Genomic DNA, 16,033 nt, shown 5'->3' with positions numbered 1-16,033 from the left:
GACCGGCGTACGGTCGAAGGAGAGCCCCGCGGCCGTACGGTGAAGGGAGCGGCGGTCATGTCGGTAGTCGATCCCGCCGTATCGGTGCGCCTGAGCGCCTCCGGCGCCCGGCGCCTGGTCGGCATGCTGGCCGAGGTCGCGCAGCTGCTGGAGGACCCCGGCCCGCTGCGCCTGACCGAGGCACAGGCCGAGCTGCTGGGCCGGGGCACGGACCGCCGGGAGCTGGCCGAATGGTGCCGCTCCCTGGCCGCCGAACTGAGGGCCGGCCTCTAGCCGCCTGTTTCCGGGCAGGACCCTGCCTCCGCGTCGTGCGGAGACGGGTCGCCCTCCACTGCCGCCTACCCCGAGGGAGCATCATGAAGACCCGGTCCCACCGCATACGCCGCATCGCCGTGGCCGCCTGCGCGGCCCCCCTGCTGCTGGCCGGAGCCGGCGCCGCCGGCGCGGTCGCCACGGCCGCGCATCCCGCGGCCCAGGGCGTCGTCCAGCAGGCCAGCGCGAGCGAGATCCTCTCGCTCGTGAACGCCGAGCGCGCGAAGGCCGGCTGTCAGCCGCTCGCGGAGAACGCGCAGCTCACCCAGGCTGCCCAGGCCCACGCGGACGACATGGCCAAGAACAACCTGAACGGTCACGCCGGATCGGACGGCTCCTCCGTGACGCAGCGGATCGAAAAGGCCGGCTACACCTGGGGCTCCTGGGGCGAGAACGTCTCCAGCGGATACGACAGCTCGAAGGGCCACGTCGACGGCTGGCTGAACAGCGCCCCGCACAAGGCCGACATGCTGAGGTGCAGCTACACCGACACCGGCGTCGCGGTGTCCGGCGACCGCGCGGTCCAGGTCTTCGCGACCCCGCGCTAGGCCGTAGGGATCCCCGCCTTCCGCAACCGTCACCGCCCGGGTCGGCCGGTCCACCGGCCTCCCGGGCGCTTCGTGTGCTGACGTCCGTCCCGCAGGGTGCGGGCCGCCCTACCCCGCGGGTGCGGAATCCGCGTCCGTCGCCACCGACTTGGCCCACCGGTAGTCCGCCTTGCCGCTGGGCGAGCGCTGGATGGCGGGGGCGATGACCAGCTGGCGCGGGATCTTGTACCCCGCCAGCTTGGTGCGGCAGTGGTTCTGGATCTCGTCCAGGGTCGGCTCCGGCGCACCCGCCCGGACCTGGACCACCGCGGCCACGTGGCTGCCCCACGTCGGATCGGAGACGCCCGCGACCAGGGCGTCGTACACGTCCGGATGGGACTTCAGCGCCTGCTCGACCTCCTCCGGATAGACCTTCTCGCCGCCGGTGTTGATGCACTGCGAGCCGCGCCCGAGGACGGTCACGATGCCCGCCTCGTCCACGGTCGCCATGTCGCCGAGCAGCACCCAGCGTTCGGCGCCCTTGCGGAAGAAGGTCTCGGCGGTCTTCGCCGGGTCGTTGTAGTAGCCCAGCGGGACGTGCCCGCGCTGGGCCAGCCGGCCCGGAACGCCCACCGGGACCGGCTCGTAGGTCACCGGATCCACCACCTGCGTCCGCTCGTTGACCTCCAGCCGGAAGCCCTTCTCCGGGCCCGAGTCGTCCGTGGCCCGGCCGTTGGAACCGGACTCGGACGAGCCGAAGTTGTTCAGGAGCATCACGTTCGGGACCAGGCGCTGGAACTCGGCGCGCACGGTCTCCGACATGATCGCGCCGGACGAGGAGACGCTGAACAGCGAGGACAGGTCCGTGCCCTTCAGCGGGCCGTTCAGGGCGTCGATCAGGGGCCTGAGCATCGCGTCGCCCACCAGCGACACGCTGGAGACCTTCTCCTTCTCGATGGTGCGCAGCACCTCCTCCGGCGCGTACTTGCGGTGGATGACCACCCGCTGGCCGTAGTTGAAGGCGATGAACGAGGTCAGGGTCGAGGTGCCGTGCATCAGCGGGGGAGCGGGGAAGAAGGTGAGCCCGGCGCCGCGCGCGGCCACCCGCTCGGCCAGCTCCTCCGGCCGCTTCACCGGCTCGCCCGTCGGCTCGCCGCCGAACAGGCCCGCGAAGAAGAGGTCTTCGGCGCGCCACATCACGCCCTTGGGCATTCCGGTCGTGCCGCCGGTGTAGATGATGAAGAGGTCGTCCGCGCTGCGGGACGGGAAGCCGCGCGCGGGCGAGCCCGACGCCTCGGCGTCCCCGTACGTCACCGGGGCGATCGACGGCTCCGGGGCGCCCTCGGGGGCCTCGCCCACCCGGATCAGGTGACGGAGCCTCGGCGCCTGGGGCAGCGCGGCCGCGACGCGCGCGGTGAACTCGCCCTCGAAGACGAGGGCGGCGAGGTCCGCGTCGTTGTAGAGGTAGGCCAGTTCCTCCTCCACGTAGCGGTAGTTGACGTTCACCGGTACCAGCCGGGCCTTCAGGCAGGCCAGTACGGTCTGCAGGTACTCGACCCCGTTGTAGAGGTGCAGGCCCAGGTGCTCGCCGGCCGTCAGCCCGCTGTCCAGCAGGTGGTGCGCGATGCGGTTCGCCGCCGCGTCCAGCTCCGCGTACGTGAGGCGGCGCTCGGCGCCGGTGCCCGGGTGGTCCACGTACACGAGGGCCTCGCGGTCCGGGACCACGTCCACGACCGACTCGAACAGGTCGGCAAGGTTGTACTCCACCGTTCCTCCTGACCCTGACAGTTCCCATGGCCGGACCCGTGGCCGGCTGCTCGGCGGTCATTAGAGCGCCGCCCGGCGCAACTGGGAAGGGAGCCGCCCAAGAAAACTGACTGAGTGTCAGAAAACTATTGAACTGCACCCGCCCCTACTGCAACCTGTTCTAGGTCTTGAGACGGGAGGACGGCAATGGGTGGGACGGAACACCTGACCGTGGATCGCCACGGCGCCACGCTGGTGCTCACCATGAACAGGCCCGAGGCGAAGAACGCGCTCTCGCTGCCGCTGCTGGTGGGGCTGTACGACGGCTGGCTGGAGGCCGACGCCGACGACGGGATCCGCTCGGTCGTGCTGACGGGAGCCGGCGGCGACTTCTGCGCCGGCATGGACCTCAAGGCGCTCGCCGGGAAGGGCATGGCGGGCGATCAGTACCGGGACCGTCTGCGGGCCGACCCCGACCTGCACTGGAAGGCCATGCTCCGCCACCACCGGCCGCGCAAGCCGGTCATCGCGGCCGTCGAGGGCTACTGCGTGGCCGGCGGGACCGAGATCCTGCAGGGCACCGACATCCGGGTGGCGGGCGAGGGAGCCACCTTCGGCCTCTTCGAGGTCAAGCGGGGGCTCTTCCCCATCGGCGGCTCCACGGTGCGGCTGCCCCGCCAGATCCCGCGCACGCACGCCCTGGAGATGCTGCTGACGGGGCGCCCGTACGCGGCGGACGAGGCCGCGCGGATCGGTCTCGTCGGACGGGTGGTCCCGGACGGCACGGCGCTGGAGACGGCGCTGGAGATCGCCGAACGGATCAACGCCTGCGGGCCGCTGGCGGTCGAGGCGGTGAAGGCCTCCGTGTACGAGACCGCCGAGATGACCGAGCGGGATGGGCTGGCCGCGGAACTGCTCCGCGGGTGGCCGGTCTTCGACACGGCGGACGCCAAGGAGGGGGCGCGGGCCTTCGCGGAGAAACGGCCCGCGGTGTACCGCCGCGAGTAGCCCCCGGACCCCGCCCCGGACCCGGCCCCGGTCCCGGCCCCGGACCCCGCCCCGGCGGCCCCCGCCCCGGTCCCGGCCGGGACCCGGGAGCGGGGCTCCCGCGGTACCGGGACCTCCCGGCCGGGGTCCGCGTTCGTCGTCCGTCCGTACCGGAACAACCGCATCGGAGTTGCCAGCCATGACAGCCGCCTCCCCACCCGAACTGCTCCGCGCGCCCCTCGTCGTCGAGTTCCCCTTCACCCGGTCCCTCGGGCCCGTCCAGAGCGCCTTCCTCACCGGCCTGCGCGAAGGCGTCGTGCTCGGCGTCCGGACCTCCGACGGCAGGGTGATGGTCCCGCCGGCCGAGTACGACCCCGTCACCGCCGAGGAGATCCGCGACCTCGTCGAGGTGGCCGCCACCGGCACCGTCACCACCTGGGCCTGGAACCAGGCCCCCCGCCCCCATCAGCCCCTCGCCACCCCCTTCGCCTGGGTCCTCGTCACCCTCGACGGCGCGGACACCGCGATCCTGCACGCCCTCGATGCCCCCGGCCCCGAAGCCGTGCGCACCGGCATGCGGGTACGGGTGCGGTGGGCCGCCGAGCGGGTCGGCGCCATCACCGACATCGCCTGCTTCGAGCCCCACGAGAGCGCCCCTGACGCCGGGGACGGGGAAGCCGCCCCGCACGACGGGGTGTTCGCGGACGCCGTCACCGGCATCGTCGCCGAGGCCCGCCTGGACTACACGTACAGCCCGGGCCGCGCCCAGACCGCCTACATCAACGCCCTCGCCGACCGCAAGACCGTCGGCGAGCGCTGCCCCTCCTGCCACAAGGTCTACGTCCCGCCCCGCGGCGCCTGCCCCACCTGCGGGGTCGCGACCACCGACCGCGTGGAGGTCGGCCCGGCCGGGACCGTCACCACGTACTGCATCGTCAACATCAAGGCCCGGGGCCTCGACATCGAAGTCCCCTACGTCTACGCCCACATCGCCCTCGACGGCGCCGGACTCGCCCTCCACGGCCGGATCGGCGGGATCCCGTACGACCAGGTCCGCATGGGCCTGCGCGTCGAACCGGTGTGGACCGAAGGCGGCCGCCACCCCGACCACTACCGCCCCACCGGCGAGCCGGACGCGGACTACGACGCGTACAAGGAGCTCATCTGATGGCCAGGACGAGCAGGCACGCACGGGAAGTCGCCGTCGTCGCCTTCGCGCAGAGCGACCACCTGCGCCGCACCGACGAGCTCAGCGAAGTGGAAATGGTCATGCCGGTGCTCCACCAGGTCCTGGCCCAGACGGGGCTGAAGGCCGGCGAGATCGGATTCACCTGCTCCGGATCCAGCGACTACCTCGCCGGCCGGGCCTTCTCGTTCACGATGACCCTCGACGGAGTCGGCGCCTGGCCGCCGATCTCCGAGTCGCACGTCGAGATGGACGGGGCGTGGGCCCTGTACGAGGCCTGGGTGAAGATCCAGACCGGCGAGGCCGACACCGCGCTCGTCTACGGGTACGGGAAGTCCTCGCCCGGGTCGGTGCGCGACGTGCTCACCCGCCAGCTCGACCCGTACTACCTCGCCCCGCTCTGGCCCGACTCGGTGGCCCTCGCCGCCCTCCAGGCGCAGGCCCTCGTCGACGCGGGGGAGACCGACGAGGAGGCGCTGGCCGCCATCGGCGCCCGCAGCCGCGCCGACGCCACCGGCAACCCGTACGCCCAGCTCACCGGGGCGGTGCCCCAGGGCGACTACCTGGTGGCCCCGCTGCGCACCGGCGACTGCCCGCCGATCGGCGACGGCGCGGCCGCGGTGATCCTGGCCGCGGGAGACACGGCGCGCCGGCTGTGCGAGCGGCCCGCCTGGATCACCGGCATCGACCACCGCATCGAGGCCCACGGCCTGGGCCTGCGCGACCTCACCGACTCCCCGTCCACACGGATCGCCGCCGAGCAGGCGGGGGTCTTCGAGGGACCCGTCGACACGGCCGAACTGCACGCGCCGTTCTCCTCCCAGGAGGTCGTGCTCCGCAAGGTCCTCGGCCTCGGCGACGGCGTGTCCGTCAACCCCTCCGGCGGCGCCCTCGCGGCCAACCCGGTCATGGCCGCCGGCCTCATCCGGATCGGCGAGGCGGCCGCCCGCATCCACCGCGGCGAGTCCGACCGGGCCGTCGCCCACGCGACCTCCGGCCCCTGCCTCCAGCAGAACCTGGTCGCCGTCCTGGAAGGGGACCCCCGTTGAGTACGACGAGCACGACGGGCAAGGAACCGGTGGCCGTCGTCGGGATCGGCCAGACCAAGCACGTGGCCGCCCGCCACGACGTGTCCATCGCCGGACTGGTCCGGGAGGCCGCCGCCCGCGCCCTCGCGGACGCCGAGCTGACCTGGGCGGACATCGACGCGGTGGTCATCGGCAAGGCCCCCGACTTCTTCGAGGGGGTGATGATGCCGGAGCTGTACCTGGCGGATGCCCTCGGCGCCGTCGGCAAACCCATGCTCCGCGTGCACACGGCCGGCTCCGTCGGCGGTTCCACCGCCCTCGTCGCCTCCAACCTGGTCGCGGCCCGCGTCCACCGGACGGTCCTGACCCTCGCCTTCGAGAAACAGTCCGAATCCAACGCGATGTGGGGGCTGTCGCTGCCCGTCCCCTTCCAGCAGCCCCTGCTCGCCGGAGCCGGCGGCTTCTTCGCCCCGCACGTCCGCGCGTACATGCGGCGCACCGGCGCCCCGGACACCGTGGGCTCCCTGGTGGCCTACAAGGACCGCCGCAACGCGCTGAAGAACCCGTACGCGCACCTGCACGAGCACGACATCACCCTGGAGAAGGTCCAGGCCTCGCCGATGCTGTGGGACCCGATCCGGTACTCCGAGACCTGCCCCTCGTCGGACGGCGCCTGCGCGATGATCCTCACCGACCGCGCCGGGGCGGCCCGTTCGCCGAGGCCGCCGGCCTGGGTGCACGGCGGGGCGATGCGCAGCGAGCCCACGCTGTTCGCCGGGAAGGACTTCGTGTCCCCGCAGGCGGGCAAGGACTGCGCGGCAGACGTCTACCGGCAGGCGGGGGTCACCGACCCGCGCCGGGAGATCGACGCGGTCGAGATGTACGTGCCGTTCTCCTGGTACGAGCCGATGTGGCTGGAGAACCTCGGCTTCGCCGCCGAGGGCGAGGGCTGGAAGCTCACCGAGGCCGGGGTCACCGAACTCGACGGAGACCTCCCGGTGAACCCCTCCGGCGGGGTCCTGTCCACCAATCCGATCGGCGCCTCCGGCATGATCCGCTTCGCGGAGGCGGCGCTGCAGGTGCGCGGACAGGCCGGGGAGCACCAGGTCCCCGACGCCCGCCGGGCGATCGGCCACGCGTACGGCGGCGGCGCGCAGTTCTTCGCGATGTGGCTGGTGGGAGCGGAGGAACCGACCTCCTGAGCACGGCCGGATGGCGCGCGGGGAGTGCCGGACCGGTCACGGGTGACGCACCGTGGCCTGTGCGGCACCCCGCGCGGTGGATAACCTGGCCCCCGGACGACGTACCGGGAGGAGCACACACGTGGCCGAGAGCATGACTTCGCAGCCCCTGGCCGGCTGGGGCAAGCCGGACCTCGATCTCACCGGGGCGCAGTGGCGGTCGAGCAGCCGGGGAGCGGGTGACGTCCAGATCGCCTTCGTCGAGGGCTTCATCGCGATGCGCAACGGCGAACGCCCCGAAGGCCCTTCGCTGATCTTCGCGCCGGACGAGTGGCGCAAGTTCGTCCTGGACGCGCGGGGCGGGGAGTTCGACCTCACGTAGCGCCCCGACCGTACGGAAGCGGCGCACCACCGGGGCGCGGAGCCGCAGCCCCGGTGGTGCGCACGCCCGTCCCGGACCCGCCCGCGTCCGCGCCCCGAGCCCCGCTCCGGCGGGACTACGAGGGGACCCCCGCCGCCGCCCGGGAAGGCCGGGCCCGTTCCACCAGCAGCGGCCACCGCAGTGCCAGGACCAGCAGCCACACCAGCCCCACCGGACCCCAGCCGCCCGCCGCCGCGCCCAGCGCCGCGACCACCGCGAGCGCCGGGCCCACCAGGAGCAGCGCGCGGCCCGCGCCGCGCCCCGAGCACAGCGCCGCCACCCCCGCGATCAGCAGGTACAGCGCGAGGCTCCCGCACAGCAGCCACCGCACCGCGTCCGGGACCGCGCCCTCCGCGTCGGCCACCGAGTCGCCGAGCGCGGCCGCGAGCGCCGCCACCGAGCCGGCCGTGAAGCAGTGCAGCGGCAGGACGAGGCGCACCGGGAGGGCGTCCACCGCCAGCAGGGGCACCCCGAACGCCCCGTTGCGCAGCGACATCGACCACAGCTGGAGCAGCAGCACGAAGGCCCCGGTGCCGACCCCGTAGAGCGGCCAGTCCCACTCCGCCTCCGAGGCCGCGGACACCATCTGGGCGATGGCCTCGCCCAGCACGATCAGCACGAACAGGCCGAGCCGTTCGCCGAGGTGCGGCGTGTCCATCCGCACCGCGACGGGCCGCGGGGCCGGCCGGTGCCGCCGGGCCGCCTCCTCCTCGTACTCGGCCTCCACCCGGGACGTCAGCCTCCCGTCGGACACCGAGAACATGACGACCAGGTCGATGGCGAGCCCCAGTGCCCAGAGCCCGAACCGCAGCGGCCCCTCGCACCACAGCGACACGATCCACGGCGCCAGCCCGAGTCCGACCTGGCCGAGCGGCAGCCCGGCCACGTACTGTCCGCGCCGCCCCCACGCCTTGCCCGCCAGGGACCGCACCAGGACGTAGGCGAGCGCGAACGCCGTCGCCCGGTCCCCGCGCACGCCGTGCACCGCGGCCGCCATCACCGCCAGCCCGAACATCCCGGTCAGCACCGTCCGGACGCGGGCCTCGTCCCCGGTGACGTTCCCGTACACCGTGAACAGCATCCAGCCCGTCCAGAAGGCCAGGAACATCACCGCGTACAGGCCGAGGTCGTCCCACCCGGGGCCGCCGTGCAGCAGGTGCGCCAGCTGGGCGACCCCCGCGACCGCCGTCAGGTCGAAGAACAGCTCCAGCCAGGAGGCGTGGCGCTCGCCCCGCGCGGGCTCCGCCGGGGGCGTTGAATCGGTCATATCGGGATGATAGGTAGGGTGGCGGCATGACTGGAGAGAGCGACCTGCGGAAACTGCTGAGCGGTATGCGCCCCGAACTGAACCAGGGGCACTACGTCTTCTGCACGATCCCCGCCACTGCCCCCGTCCCGGCCGGGATCACCCCCGTCGCCACCGTCCTGGAACCCGAGGGCCTCACGCTGGTGCTGCGCCGGGAGGACGCCGACGCGGCCGGCCTCGCCTACGCCTACACGGCCGGCTGGATCACCCTGCGCGTCCACTCCGCCCTCGACGCCGTCGGCCTCACCGCCGCCTTCGCCACGGAGCTCGGCGCACACGGTCTGAGCTGCAACGTCATCGCCGGCTACCACCACGACCACCTGTTCGTCGCCGCCGACCGGGCCGCCGAGGCCGTGGCCGTCCTCGAAGGCCTCGCGGCACGCTCCGCACAGGACTGACGGCCCTTCCGGTACGGGACGGACACCACCGGCGCACGAAGGTCCTTACACCCCCGGAACGAGCCACGATATGAAGATCAGGTTCTTTCCCGGAGCAGGCTCCCTCCGGTTCCGCGCGGGCGTACGCTGAGGCCCCCGAACAGGCCTTGGGGGTACCCGCCATGACGGAACGCCGGACCCGCACACGGCGCACGATGATCGAGCGCGAGGCCGAACTCGGCATCGTGGACGACGCACTGGACCAGCTCACCGGACCCGGCCCCGGCGCCCGCGGCGCCCTGCTCGCCTTCTCTGGCCCGGCCGGCCTCGGCAAGACCACCCTCCTGTCCGAACTGCGCCGCCGCGCCCGCGCCCGCTCCTGCACCGTCCTGTCCGCCCGAGGCGGCGAACAGGAGCAGAGCCAGCCCTTCCACGTCGCCCGCCAGCTCATCCAGCCCCAGCTGGCCGGGACCCCCGAGGAGGCGCTCCGTGCGGCCCTCGGCAGCTGGTACTCCATCGTCGGCCCGGCCCTCGGACTGTGCGCCCCCGAACAGGGCGCCCCGCCCGACCCCCAGGGCCTGCGCGACGGCCTCGACTGGGTCCTGACCCACCTCGTGGTCCAGCGCGCCCCGGTCGTCCTCGTCCTCGACGACGCCCACTGGGCCGACCCCGAATCCCTCGGCTGGCTCGCCGCCTACGCCCCGCGCGCCGAGCACCTCCCCTTGCTCCTCGTCGCCGCCTACCGCCCCGACGAACTGCCCGCGCACGCCGACGCCTTCCGTACGCTGCCCGGCCGCGCGGGACAGCGCCCCCTGGCCCTCGCCCCGCTCACCCCCGCCGCCGTCACGGCACTGGTCCGCGAAGCGCTCGGCGACCACGCCGAGGACGCGTTCTGCCGCGAGGCCTGGGTCGTCACCACCGGCAACCCGTTCGAAGCCGTCGAACTCACCGCCAGGGTCCGGGAGAAGGGGCTGCTCCCGATCGAGGCCAACGCGCCGCTGCTGCGCGACCTCGCCGCCGCGCAGCGCGGCAGCGGTCTCGTCGCCCGCCTGGAACGCCTCGGCCCCTCGACCGTCCGCTTCGCCTGGGCCTGCGCCGTCCTCGGCACCGACATCCCGGGCGAACTCGCCGCCCGCGTCGCCGCCCTCGGCACCGAGGAGGCCGTCGACGCCACCGGCCGGCTGCGCGACGCCCGCATCCTGTCCGCCGCCGGCGAAGGACCCGACGCCGGACTGGAGTTCGTCCACCCGCTCGTCGCCACCGCCATCTACCGCGCCATCCCCGAGGCCCTGCGGGTCGCGCTGCACGGCAAGACCGCCGTCGCCGTCGTCGACGCCGGGCTCGGCTCCTCCGCCGCCGCCCGCCACCTCCTGGAGACCCACCCCGACAACGACCCGTGGGTGGTGCGGACCCTGCGCCGGGCCGCAGCCGAGAACCTCCGCGCCGGCGCGCCGGAAGCCGCCCGCCGGCAGCTCGCCCGCGCCCTGCGCGAACCCCCCGATTTCGAGGAGCGCGCCGCCGTCCTCTACGAACTCGGCTGCGCCTCCCTCCTCACCGAACCGGCCAACACCGTCAACCACCTCACGGCCGCCCTCGACGAACCCTTCGACGACCCGGTCCTGCGCCAGGGCATCGTCACCCGCCTCGCCCAGGTCCTCGCCCACAGCGACCACCTCTTCGAGGCCTCCGAACTGCTGGCCCGCGAGATCCCGCAGGCCCAGGACGCCCGCGCCCGGCTCCGGCTGCAGTCCGAGCAGTTCATGTGGGACGCCTTCAACGCCGCCGAGCCCGACTCCCCGGCCCGCTCCCGGCGGCTGGCGAAACTCGCCGACCGGCTCACCGGCCGCGACCTCACCGAGCGGTACGTCATCGGACTGCGCACCTGGGACGCCTGTCTGCGCGGCGAACCCGTCGACGTGGTCCTCCACCACGCCGGACGGGTATTGCGGGAGCCCTTCAGCTGGGCGTACGCCGACCGCGGCTTCGAGGTCCCCGTCCTGACCGCCATGGTCCACCTGTACGCCGACCGGCCCTGGAAGGCGGAGGAGCTCTTCGCCGCGGGCACCGCCGAATTCGAACGGCAGGGGTGGCGCGGGGCGCACCTGTCCTTCGCCCAGAGCCTGCGCGGCTACATCCGCTACCGGCGCGGACGGCTGGCCGAGGCCGAGGAGCTGTCCCGGGCCGGGCTGCGGCTCGCCGAGCGGGTGGGCCGCCGCACGCCCGTGCACTGGTACGCCATCGCCATCCTCGTCACCACCCTGCTCGCGCGCGGGAAGAGCGACGAGGCCTGGGAGCTGGCACAGGAACACGACTACGGCAAGCCCTTCCCGGCTGCCGTCGTCTTCCCCGACTCGCAGACCGTGTACGCGGAACTGCTCCTGGCCCGCGGAGACGCCCCGGCCGCCGTCATCGAGCTGGAGGCCGTGGACCGGCGGCTGACCCCGCGCGGCATCCAGAACCCCGCCTGGTGCCCGTGGCAGCTACACCTGGCCCGGGCGGTGGCCGCCGACGATCCGGGGCGGGCGCGCGAGCTGGCCGCCGCCGCGGTGCGGGGGGCCCGCGCCTTCGGCGCCCCCTCGGGCATCGGGCAGGCCCTGCGGGTGGCGGCGGAGGTCGCGGCCCCCGAGGACCGGCCGGAACTGCTGCGGGAGGCCGTGGCCGTGCTGTCGGCGTCCCCCGCCGGATACGAGCTCGCCCGCGCCCTGGCTGCCGCGGGCACCGAGCTGCGCGACCGGGACCTGCTGACCCAGGCCGTCGTCACCGCCCGGGACTGCGGCGCCGACGGGCTGGCCGCGGAGGCCGCCGGGAGCCTGATCGGACTGGGCGGGCCCCTGCCGTGCGCCTCGTCCTGGCAGGACGAGCCGACGGAGGAGGAGCTCCGGGCGGCGGAGCTCGCCGCCCGCGAGGACGGGGCGGCCCCCGGCCCCGACCGGGTGCGGGTCCCCGACCCGGCACTGTCGGCGGCCTGCCGCAAGCTGGGCACGGACCGCGCGGGCCTGCGCGCCGCGCTGGACGCGTACGCCCGCACCCCGGGGTGACCGGGGCGGCCGGTGGCGGGAGCGGCGCCCGCCCCGCACACGGAACGCGAACGCGCGCCGGCCGGCCGGCTCCCGCCCCGCCCGAACCGGTGCCGCCCGGGGCGGCCCGGGCGCCGGCTCCGGGGGCGCCGCCGGGGGCGCTCGGGCCGGTGTCCGCGGCGCTCCCCGGCGGCCCGGGCGGGGGACGGGCTCCGGGCGGGCGGGATGGGGGCCCCGGGCCCGGAAAACTCCTCCGGCCACGTACCATGGCGGCATGTCCTTCCTCCGCCGCCACCGCGCCGCCACACCCGCCGGCCCGGACTTCGACGTCCTGGCCATGGACCCGGGGGACTGGCCGGGCAACCTCGGGGCCGGGCTGCTGCCCGCCCCCGACGGCAGCTGTCAGGGTGTCTTCCTCCGCTACGACCTCTTCGGCGGCCGCGGCCCCGCGATGATCATCGGCAACCTTCCCGAGGGTTCCCCCGCCCGGGACCTCTCCGAGGGCCAGGTCCCCTTCGAGGTGGCCCAGCTCCTCGACGCGCTGGAGAACGACGAGGACGTCGAGGTCACCGGCGCCGAGGACTGCCCCGTCATGCAGGGCGACAACCTCCTCATCGTCCGGAAGATCAAGCTGTCGGAGTCCCGCATCTCCTGCGTGCAGTTCGACCGCAGCGACAACGTGCTGGTCACCATCGCCAGCTGGGACCGCCCGATCACCGATGACCTCTACGCCCTCCTGAAGCCGCTCCCCGCCGAGCTCTTCCAGCAGGGCTAGGCAGGGGCGTCACCGGTACGCCCGCGTCACGCGTCCGCGATGTCGTTCGCCGCCACGTAGCCGAACGTCATCGCCGGACCGATCGTCGACCCGGCCCCCGCGTAGCTGTGGCCCATCACGGCCGCGCTCGCGTTGCCCGCCGCGTACAGGCCCCGGATCACCGAACCGTCCGCCCGCAGGGCGCGGGCCCGCGCGTCGGTCACGATGCCGCCCTTCGTGCCCAGGTCGCCCGGAACGATCTTGAAGGCGTAGAACGGGGGCGCCCAGATCGGTGCCAGGCACGAGTTCGGGTGCACGTTCGGGTCCGTGTAGTAGTGGTCGTACGCCGTGTCCCCCCGGTGGAAGTCCGCGTCGTCGCCCGTCCACGCCTGCGCGTTGAACCGGCCCAGCGTGGCGCGCAGGGCGGCCGCCGGGACCCCGATCTGGCCCGCCAGGGCGTCCCACGTCCAGGCCTTCTTCGCCGCACCCGACGCGTACCACGCGTCCGGGAAGGGGAGCGTGGGCAGGATGTCCTTGAACAGGTACTTGTTGCGGTAGTTCTGGTCCACGATCAGCCACGCCGGGATGTGCGACCCGGGTGCGCCCCTGTCGCGGTCGTACATCACGTGCACCACGTCGCTGTACGGAGCGGCCTCGTTGACGAACCGCGCGCCGTTGCGGTTCACGATCAGCCCGCCCGGCAGGGTCCGTTCGGCGAGGCAGAAGTACGGCTCCCCGGGCAGCGGGATCGACGGCCCCCACCACGCGTCGTCCATCAGCCCGAGGGCCGCCCCGGCCCGCTGTCCGGCCCGGATGCCGTCACCCGTGTTCTCCTTCGCGCCCACCGACCACTGGGTGCCGATGGGCTGCTGCTGGTACTGCGCCCGCATCTGCGCGTTGTGCTCGAAGCCGCCCGAGCCGACGATCACGCCCTTGCGGGCCCGCACCGTGCCCCGCACGCCGTCCTTCTCCACCACGACGCCCGTGACCGCGCCGCCCTCCTGGACCAGGTCCACCAGCGGGCTGTTCAGCCACACCGGCACCCCCGCCCGCTGGAGTCCGGCCCGCAGGCCCGCCGCCAGGGACTGCCCCATCGTCAGCGGCTTCTCCCCGCGCAGCGCCGCCTTCGTACCGCGCGCGAGGCACTCGGTGGACACCGCCAGGCCCTTCGCGCTCACCGCCGCGAGGTTCAGCCACTTGTAGTCCTGGCTGAACACCACCATCCCGGCCGGCACCGCCATGTACGCCGGGTTCAGACGGGCCAGTTCGGCCCCCAGGACGTTCCCGTCGAGCTGGTCCGGCTCGATGGACCGGCCGTTCGGCAACCCGCCCGGCAGGTTGGGGTAGTAGTCGCTGTAGCCCTCCATGAAGCGGAACCTCAAGGGGCTGTTGGCCATCACGAAGTCCAGCATCCGCGGGCCGTTGGACAGGAACGCCGCCTGCCGGTCGGCCGGGACGCCGGGCCCCACCACCGCCGCGAGGTACGTGGCGGCCTTCTGCGGGGTGTCCGGCACCCCGGCACCCAGGATCACCGAGTTGTTGGGCAGCCAGATGCCCGCCCCGGACCGCGCGGCCGATCCGCCGAACGTCGGTGCCTTCTCCACCACCAGCACGCTCAGACCGCGCTTCGCGGCGGTGAGCGCGGCGGTCATCCCTGCGGCCCCGGATCCGACCACGACCACGTCGTACTCACCGAGCGGCGGGCCGTCGGCGGCCCGGGCGGAGGCCGGGAGCACGGTCGCGGCGAGGACGCCCGCGCCCGTTCCGGCGAGCACGGTCCGTCTGGAGGGGAGGCTTTCGGGAGTGGTGCGGGAAGCGCTTGCGGACATGGGCGGGCTCCAGCGATGAGGGAGGGAGGTCCGGCTCCAGCATGTCTGATGCTGAGTCAGAAAAGGTGTTCGGGGGATCATGTGATGTCAAGGCATGCGGCAGCCCGGACCGCCGTGCGCGCACAGGGCGAAGCCCCGCGGCGGTGGGGGCCACGGGGCTTCGCGTAGGTGGGGGCGGCCGGCGGGCGCCGGCCACCGCTCAGCGGGTGCCGACCGCCGCCCGGACGGCCCTGCGGGCCATTCCCGCGTCGTCGTGCAGGCGGCGGAGCAGCAGCCGCTGCTCCTCCCCGGAGGAGAGGGCGCCCGCGGGCAGGGGCTGGGCCGCGGAGCTCGCCGTCATCGAGCGCTGGATGGCCGTCTCGGACATCCGGATCTCCCGGGTCAGCACCAGCATCAGGTTGACCAGGAAGGCGTCCCGGGCGGCCGGACCGGCGGACTGGGCGAGCCGGCTGATCTGCGCGCGGGCGGCCGGGGCGTCGCCCAGGACCGTCCAGAGGGTCGCCAGGTCGTAGCCCGGCAGGTACCAGCCCGCGTGCTCCCAGTCGAGCAGGACCGGACCGGCGGGCGACAGCAGCAGGTTCGACAGCAGGGCGTCGCCGTGGTTGAACTGCAGCCCGGCGCCGGACTGCCGCGCGCCGTGCAGCAGCTTCTGCAGGTCGCCGAGGTCCCGGTCGGTCAGCAGGCCGAGCTCGTAGTCCCGGGCGATCCGCCGCGCGTAGTTCAGCGGGGTCCCGAACAGATCGGCCGGCGGACGCCACTGGTTGACCCGGCAGACCGCGCCCAGGGCCGCCCGCAGGTCGACCCGCGGCGGGGCCTCCACCGGGTGCCGTTGCAGCGCCGCGACCCGGCCCGCCATCCGCTCGACCACCAGGGTGCAGTTCTCCGGGTCGGCGGCGATCAGCCGCGGGACCCGGACCGGCGGGCGGTGCCGGACGAACGCCCGGTACGCCGCTATTTCGTGCCGGTACCGCTCGCGCCACTCGGGCGAATGATCCAGTAACACCTTCGCGACGGCGGTCATTCGTCCGGTCGTTCCCACCAGGAGGACCGAGCGGCCGCTGCGGCGCAGCACCTGCACGGGCGCGAACTCCGGACAGATCCGCTGCACCGAGGCGAGGGCGGTGCGCAGTTGCGCGCCTTGCGGTCCCGAGAGGTCGATTCTTCCGCTCAGCGGCTGCGATCCGGTACCGGGTAGCCGCCGGGCCCGTAGGGCGCCCTGTACCGGGGCGGCCGGCCGGCCGGGTTCGAGGTAGGGGCCGCCACCCGCCTGGAGCGTGCGGTGCGGCCGGACCGGTGCGGACACGGAGGTCGTTGCTGCGTACATGGCGTTACGGATCCCTTCGTGCGCCGACGGTTTGCGTA

General features: G+C 73.9%; 14 protein-coding genes. 10 read left to right on the top strand and 4 right to left on the bottom strand.

Annotation, left to right across the window (positions count from 1 at the left end):
• The first annotated feature begins 57 nt into the window (after window positions 1-57).
• Together ACZ6S8_RS26715 and ACZ6S8_RS26710 are read left to right on the top strand one after the other, a co-directional pair.
• The gene (locus ACZ6S8_RS26715) at window positions 58-273 is read left to right on the top strand and encodes a hypothetical protein (protein WP_469459875.1); all 216 of its coding nucleotides are present in this window, start codon (window positions 58-60) and stop codon (window positions 271-273) included.
• Between the two features lie 83 nt (window positions 274-356).
• Window positions 357-860, top strand: a complete 504-nt coding sequence (locus ACZ6S8_RS26710; RefSeq protein WP_469459873.1) for a CAP domain-containing protein — start codon at window positions 357-359, stop codon at window positions 858-860.
• Between the two features lie 108 nt (window positions 861-968).
• Here ACZ6S8_RS26710 and ACZ6S8_RS26705 read toward each other — a convergent pair whose 3' ends face one another.
• Entirely contained in the window at window positions 969-2,606 is a 1,638-nt protein-coding gene (locus ACZ6S8_RS26705) for an acyl-CoA synthetase (protein ID WP_469459871.1), read from the bottom strand.
• 186 nt (window positions 2,607-2,792) lie between these two features.
• Here ACZ6S8_RS26705 and ACZ6S8_RS26700 point away from each other — a divergent pair, with 186 nt between their 5' ends.
• From ACZ6S8_RS26700 to ACZ6S8_RS26680, 5 genes are all read left to right on the top strand, one after another.
• The gene (locus ACZ6S8_RS26700; RefSeq protein ID WP_469459869.1) at window positions 2,793-3,593 is read left to right on the top strand and encodes a crotonase/enoyl-CoA hydratase family protein; all 801 of its coding nucleotides are present in this window, start codon (window positions 2,793-2,795) and stop codon (window positions 3,591-3,593) included.
• A 178-nt stretch (window positions 3,594-3,771) separates the two neighbouring features.
• Window positions 3,772-4,740 carry a Zn-ribbon domain-containing OB-fold protein gene (locus tag ACZ6S8_RS26695; RefSeq protein WP_469459866.1) on the top strand — a complete coding sequence of 323 codons (969 nt, stop codon included), beginning with the start codon at window positions 3,772-3,774 and terminating at the stop codon, window positions 4,738-4,740.
• Window positions 4,740-5,807 carry a thiolase domain-containing protein gene (locus ACZ6S8_RS26690; RefSeq protein ID WP_469459864.1) on the top strand — a complete coding sequence of 356 codons (1,068 nt, stop codon included), beginning with the start codon at window positions 4,740-4,742 and terminating at the stop codon, window positions 5,805-5,807. Before ACZ6S8_RS26695 ends, ACZ6S8_RS26690 begins: the two co-directional genes overlap by 1 nt.
• Window positions 5,804-6,988: a thiolase domain-containing protein gene (locus ACZ6S8_RS26685; RefSeq protein WP_469459862.1), complete on the top strand. Its 1,185-nt coding sequence runs from the start codon at window positions 5,804-5,806 to the stop codon at window positions 6,986-6,988. The genes ACZ6S8_RS26690 and ACZ6S8_RS26685 overlap by 4 nt, the downstream gene beginning before the upstream one ends.
• Before the next feature lie 133 nt (window positions 6,989-7,121).
• Window positions 7,122-7,349, top strand: a complete 228-nt coding sequence (locus ACZ6S8_RS26680; protein WP_469460008.1) for a DUF397 domain-containing protein — start codon at window positions 7,122-7,124, stop codon at window positions 7,347-7,349.
• 115 nt (window positions 7,350-7,464) lie between these two features.
• On the opposite strand, the gene ACZ6S8_RS26675 is transcribed toward ACZ6S8_RS26680, so the two are convergent.
• Window positions 7,465-8,655 carry a low temperature requirement protein A gene (locus ACZ6S8_RS26675; protein WP_469459861.1) on the bottom strand — a complete coding sequence of 397 codons (1,191 nt, stop codon included), beginning with the start codon at window positions 8,653-8,655 and terminating at the stop codon, window positions 7,465-7,467.
• A 26-nt stretch (window positions 8,656-8,681) separates the two neighbouring features.
• Between ACZ6S8_RS26675 and ACZ6S8_RS26670 the strand changes: the two genes are divergently transcribed.
• The 3 genes from ACZ6S8_RS26670 to ACZ6S8_RS26660 all read left to right on the top strand — a co-directional run bounded on the left by ACZ6S8_RS26670 (window position 8,682) and on the right by ACZ6S8_RS26660 (window position 12,863).
• Complete coding sequence (locus ACZ6S8_RS26670; RefSeq protein ID WP_469459859.1) at window positions 8,682-9,092, top strand: ACT domain-containing protein; 411 nt, start codon at window positions 8,682-8,684, stop codon at window positions 9,090-9,092.
• 161 nt (window positions 9,093-9,253) lie between these two features.
• Window positions 9,254-12,109: an ATP-binding protein gene (locus ACZ6S8_RS26665; protein ID WP_469459857.1), complete on the top strand. Its 2,856-nt coding sequence runs from the start codon at window positions 9,254-9,256 to the stop codon at window positions 12,107-12,109.
• Between the two features lie 253 nt (window positions 12,110-12,362).
• Window positions 12,363-12,863, top strand: a complete 501-nt coding sequence (locus ACZ6S8_RS26660; protein ID WP_150520950.1) for a hypothetical protein — start codon at window positions 12,363-12,365, stop codon at window positions 12,861-12,863.
• 26 nt (window positions 12,864-12,889) lie between these two features.
• Here ACZ6S8_RS26660 and kstD read toward each other — a convergent pair whose 3' ends face one another.
• Together kstD and ACZ6S8_RS26650 are read right to left on the bottom strand one after the other, a co-directional pair.
• The gene (kstD, locus tag ACZ6S8_RS26655) at window positions 12,890-14,671 is read right to left on the bottom strand and encodes a 3-oxosteroid 1-dehydrogenase (RefSeq protein ID WP_469459854.1); all 1,782 of its coding nucleotides are present in this window, start codon (window positions 14,669-14,671) and stop codon (window positions 12,890-12,892) included.
• A 199-nt stretch (window positions 14,672-14,870) separates the two neighbouring features.
• Window positions 14,871-15,995, bottom strand: coding sequence for an aminoglycoside phosphotransferase family protein (locus tag ACZ6S8_RS26650; protein WP_469459852.1), 1,125 nt, complete (start codon window positions 15,993-15,995; stop codon window positions 14,871-14,873).
• Window positions 15,996-16,033 lie beyond the last annotated feature (38 nt).

Source organism: Streptomyces sp. NPDC048461 (genome assembly GCF_055587105.1).
Note: the sequence above shows the minus strand (reverse complement) of the source record. Positions and strands in the feature narration are given on the sequence as shown.